The following is a 4,117-nucleotide window of genomic DNA, read 5'->3' on the forward strand; positions in this document are numbered from 1 at the left end:
GCGACGATACGGAATCCCAGTTACAGGGCGAGTCAATCCAACCACCTGGGAAGTCCTGGATATGCACGAAAACCCCTATCGATCACCGCTTCCTTGGAAACAACAGAACATTAAACAACCACAAGCCACAGGAGATTTCTCATGAACCGAAAGATTCTTTCAACCAAAATCACAACTACAACCACAATCGCAATCACAATTCTGTTCGGCGTACTCCTACTGTTCAATTTTCCATCCCTGGCTCAAGTCAGTTCACAAGTGATTCCCAGAATCGAACTGATCGGAAGTTCTGGAGGGATTCCACCCAGCTACCGTTTAGTCATTAGCCGATCTCAGGACAATGTTTATGTCTTCTGTCCGACTGGCTTCGAGCCACAGTTGAACTATCTGCGAAATGTGAAGGCGATTCAATGTAAGCCGTTTACCGGTCCCTAGAAGTAAACCAGTGAGGGGCAACAGCATAACAACTCACACCACTTTGTTGCTTTAAATGGAGGAGAGATTCAGATGTCAGAGAACAATAAAGCCATCTTAGAAGCGGCAAACACGGCGAACGCTGCAGGCAACTATGAAGGATTCTTGTCATTCTGCACTGACGACACGAAATGGACGTTCGTAGGGGACAAGACCCTGAAAGGAAAAGCAGCCGTTCGCCGATGGATGGCAACAGAGTATGTGGTACCGCCTTTGAATACCGTTGCGAACTTGATCGCTGAGGGGGATTTCGTCACGGCACTCGGCGACATCACACTGAAGGACGAAGACGGGAAGGCGGCTCATTACTCGTACTACGATGTCTGGTGCTTTCGCGGCGGCAAGATGGTCGAATTAAAGGCTTTCGTGATCAACAAGGTCAAGGATGAAACCAGTAGCGCAGGGTAAATCATCTGCAAAAGTCAGGATATATTCTCATGAAAAATGCAACTTATGTGGAGGCTGCTCGGCGAGGTAGTCACCGCTGGTGGCGGTATCTTCTGGGGCTGGTAATCCTCCTCTTTGCGTGGCTGGTTGTCGGCACCGTTGCCAGCTTACTCGTGGCGATCGCCATCGGCGGACAGGAGGGGTTTGCAGCGTTCAGGCAAGCGGATTACTCCACGCTCGGTTCTGTGCGCAGCTTCCTGGTGATCATGGCGGGTTTCCCGTGCTTCTTCGGGGGAACCCTGCTCACCGTCTCCCTCATCCACCGCCGCCCTCCCCTGACGCTGATCACGGCGCAGGAGAAGATAAGCTGATATCGCGTCGGGCATGGTTTCGTGGCGTGGTTCGTGCCATTCTGCCTAATCGGTGGGCTGGGACAGTACCTCTTCTACCCCGACACCTCTTCCTTTAACTCCAACCTGGCAGCGTTGGCGCTCTTCGTACCGATCGCACTGATCTTCACCGCCATCCAAACCACCACCGAGGAGCTTTTCTTCCGTGGATACATCGTGCAAGGTACGAGCCTCATCTGGAGTAATCGTGTCTTTCTGGTGATTGTGTCAGCCGTGATCTTCACGCTGCCGCACCTTAGCAACCCAGAGGCGATCACGGGTGGCTGACGGTCTTTTCCAACTACTTCCTCGTTCCGGGTCTGTCGTGGACTGTGGTCTCGTTGATTGACGGAACGGTTGTGTCGCAAAAATTGGTGGGTAGTAAGGTAAATAGTCCTAACCTTGCCTTCTCCTGCTCTAATGTCTACTCCTACTCTGTTCAAGTGGCGGCATTTCTTGCCTGAGATCATCCTGGTAAATGTGCGGTGGTATTGTCGCTATTCCTTGAGCTATCGAGATTTGGAGGGGATGATGGCAGAACGAGGGGTGGAAGTAGATCATTCGACTATTAACCGTTGGGTGTTGAAGTACGCACCAGAGGTGGATAAACGGATTCGTCCGCATCTAAGTCCCACTAACGACTCCTGGAGGGTTGATGAGACGTATATCGAGATCAAAGGGAAATGGAAATATCTGTATCGTGCAGTGGGCTCAGATGGGAACACGCTAGATTTCATGTTAAGTGCGAAGCGGGATGGTAAGCGGCAACTCAGTTTTTTTGTAAACTGCTGAAAGCTAGTCATGTCGAGAAACCGCGCGTTATCAATGTGGACAAGAATGCGGCTTATCCCGTGGCAATTGAAGCGCTGAAGCAGGAGGAACCCCTGATGGCTGAGACCGAATTACGGCAGGTGAAGTATTTGAATCCTCTGAACTCCATCCGGCTGGTTAAACGTCCCTAAAGTTGACTTAGGGAATAAACTCGGCCAAGAATTCGAGACTTTATTCCCTAAGTCAACTTCAGAGCTACCGCTCTAAATGCTTCAAACGTTTAGCCTTAATGCAAGATGGAGCACTATCTAAATTTCAACCTGCTTGGTGAATCTCACCGCTTTCATATCAGTCTTCCCTGGAGCAATCTCTATATCGTCAATTTCAATGTCATTGACGCCCATCTAAAAAGCGTAGTGCCAGAAGCTATTTATGAACGCACGCGCAAACTTAAACCTAGCGATCGCACGCCTGAACCGCAAAGCATCGATTTTCATAGCTGGCTTCGACAAATACAGACTAATTGGAGCATTACGATGAACCCCTATCAACAAGAGCTTGCCAGGCTGATTGGTGGTCAAATTCACCAGGCTGGCTTAACTCATGAGGGTTACCCTTACCTGATTGTTAAACAATCTAATGCAGAAGCCTTCTTCTATGTGATTGCTCAGGCAAACCCAGAAGGTACTAATAGTGGGTTCCTGCATATCACTGAACGAACAGAAACTCCTATTTAAGACTACAACCCCTCTTTTATCAGTGCATCCAGACTCCTATTTGGAGGGCTTTTTGTCTCTAAGTCATGATTCCTCAACTACATCTTCTCAACTGGGGTATGGGAATTGAGAGCACAGCAATTCTAGTCCGTTGGATGCTGGAGCTTCAATCTCGTCCCTTCCATGACTTCCAAAGTCTGATTGTGCTAACCGCGCAAACTGGCGATGAGATGGATGAAACCAAATACTTGTGTGAAACCTATCTCTTTACACTCATGGGAGAGCATAAGATTCGATTGGTGCAGATTGCCAAGGCTTCTGCCAGCAAGCGAGATGGTTACATCATTCTCAGTGACACTCACCAACCCTACGAGCTGCATACTGAAGGATACTTTTCCCTCAATCATGACCTACTTCAGTCGGGAGCATGTCACCTTTGCGAGGTTCGGTGAAATCAGTCAGGATAGAGGCAATTCATTGTTGCAACCCCTGACATGACTCCTGCTCAAGCACAAGCCCTCAAAGTTCATCTCGAAGCGATTGCTCAAATTCTGTACGCCGAAAGTGACCCGGAAGCGATGAAAACGCTCGAAGGCATTGAGTTGACGCTTCGAGAGCAGATTCAAGCCCATGTCAGTCCAGAATTGGGGCGTTTTTTATCCGAGTGGTTAGCGGCACGCAAGCAGGAAGAGTGCGAAGGCTAAAAAGTACACTAGGACAGTTAGAAATCACCACGAGGCAAGCAGAGAAACTGGCAGTTGCTTCCTACCGACAGTTGAGTCCCCATTTAGAGAACTGTTGTCTGCGCTTAAGTGCTAATGTGTCCTATGAGCAGTCAGAGCGTGATGTGGCTTATCTCACCGGGATTCGCATTCCAGCTAAAACTCAACAACGCTTGGTACATCATCAGAGCTTTGAGTTGCCAACGACCCAGCAGCCCATTACAGAACTCGGTGTGGATGGGGGAAAGGTGCGGGTACGAACGCCATTGGGAGAGGTCTGTCAATGGCGAGACTACAAAGCCATTGCTACCGCACAAGGTAGCGTTGCCAACTTTCAAAACAATGCTCAACTGATTGACTGGGTCAATGCTCAAGCTTTAGAAAATCCCTTGACCTGTTTAGGAGATGGCCATGACGGAGTTTGGAACCTGGTGGGTCAAATCGCGACCGCAGAGTGTCGTTGGGAGATCCTCGATTGGTATCATCTCAAAGAAAATCTCTACAAGGTCAGGGGTTCGCTCAAGCGTCTCCATCAAACCGAAGCGCTACTGTGGATGGGGAAAGTGGATGCAACCATTCTCTCGTTTGAAGACGTTCAGAAAAGACAAGCACAGAACTTCTGTGAGTATCTCCGCAAACATCGCCACCGCATTGTGAA

General features: G+C 49.2%; 8 protein-coding genes and 1 pseudogene. All 9 read left to right on the forward strand.

Features of this window, described 5'->3' with window-relative positions; genetic code table 11:
- Positions 1–141 precede the first annotated feature (141 nt).
- Positions 142–435, forward strand: a complete 294-nt coding sequence (locus tag NDA01_RS31465) for a hypothetical protein (protein WP_348231150.1) — start codon at positions 142–144, stop codon at positions 433–435.
- Positions 436–507: 72 nt separating this feature from the next.
- A complete protein-coding gene (locus tag NDA01_RS31470; protein ID WP_348231151.1) occupies positions 508–882 on the forward strand; it encodes a nuclear transport factor 2 family protein in 375 nt (124 codons plus the stop codon).
- 29 nt (positions 883–911) lie between these two features.
- Positions 912–1,232: a hypothetical protein gene (locus NDA01_RS31475; RefSeq protein WP_348231152.1), complete on the forward strand. Its 321-nt coding sequence runs from the start codon at positions 912–914 to the stop codon at positions 1,230–1,232.
- Positions 1,233–1,265: 33 nt separating this feature from the next.
- Positions 1,266–1,538, forward strand: a complete 273-nt coding sequence (locus NDA01_RS31480) for a CPBP family glutamic-type intramembrane protease (RefSeq protein WP_348231153.1) — start codon at positions 1,266–1,268, stop codon at positions 1,536–1,538.
- 132 nt (positions 1,539–1,670) lie between these two features.
- A pseudogene (locus NDA01_RS31485) lies at positions 1,671–2,176 on the forward strand (IS6 family transposase); the annotation flags it as partial.
- Positions 2,177–2,317: 141 nt separating this feature from the next.
- Positions 2,318–2,758, forward strand: coding sequence for a hypothetical protein (locus NDA01_RS31490; protein ID WP_348231154.1), 441 nt, complete (start codon positions 2,318–2,320; stop codon positions 2,756–2,758).
- 65 nt (positions 2,759–2,823) lie between these two features.
- The gene (locus NDA01_RS31495; protein ID WP_348231155.1) at positions 2,824–3,189 is read left to right on the forward strand and encodes a hypothetical protein; all 366 of its coding nucleotides are present in this window, start codon (positions 2,824–2,826) and stop codon (positions 3,187–3,189) included.
- A 42-nt stretch (positions 3,190–3,231) separates the two neighbouring features.
- Positions 3,232–3,441: a hypothetical protein gene (locus NDA01_RS31500; protein WP_348231156.1), complete on the forward strand. Its 210-nt coding sequence runs from the start codon at positions 3,232–3,234 to the stop codon at positions 3,439–3,441.
- On the forward strand, positions 3,429–4,117 hold a 689-nt coding region (locus tag NDA01_RS31505), incomplete at its 3' end, for an ISKra4 family transposase (RefSeq protein WP_348231157.1). The genes NDA01_RS31500 and NDA01_RS31505, both read left to right, overlap by 13 nt.

The sequence above is a fragment of the Trichocoleus desertorum AS-A10 genome (genome assembly GCF_039962155.1).
Classification (GTDB): Bacteria; Cyanobacteriota; Cyanobacteriia; order FACHB-46; family FACHB-46; genus Trichocoleus.

Excerpts from the sequence above, each read along its gene's own strand:
- NDA01_RS31465 (WP_348231150.1), top strand. The coding sequence starts at position 142 with ATGAACCGAAAGATTCTTTCAACCAAAATCACAACTACAACCACAATC.
- NDA01_RS31470 (WP_348231151.1), top strand. The coding sequence starts at position 508 with ATGTCAGAGAACAATAAAGCCATCTTAGAAGCGGCAAACACGGCGAAC.
- NDA01_RS31475 (WP_348231152.1), top strand. The coding sequence starts at position 912 with ATGAAAAATGCAACTTATGTGGAGGCTGCTCGGCGAGGTAGTCACCGC.
- NDA01_RS31490 (WP_348231154.1), top strand. The coding sequence starts at position 2,318 with ATGGAGCACTATCTAAATTTCAACCTGCTTGGTGAATCTCACCGCTTT.
- NDA01_RS31495 (WP_348231155.1), top strand. The coding sequence starts at position 2,824 with ATGATTCCTCAACTACATCTTCTCAACTGGGGTATGGGAATTGAGAGC.
- NDA01_RS31500 (WP_348231156.1), top strand. The coding sequence starts at position 3,232 with ATGACTCCTGCTCAAGCACAAGCCCTCAAAGTTCATCTCGAAGCGATT.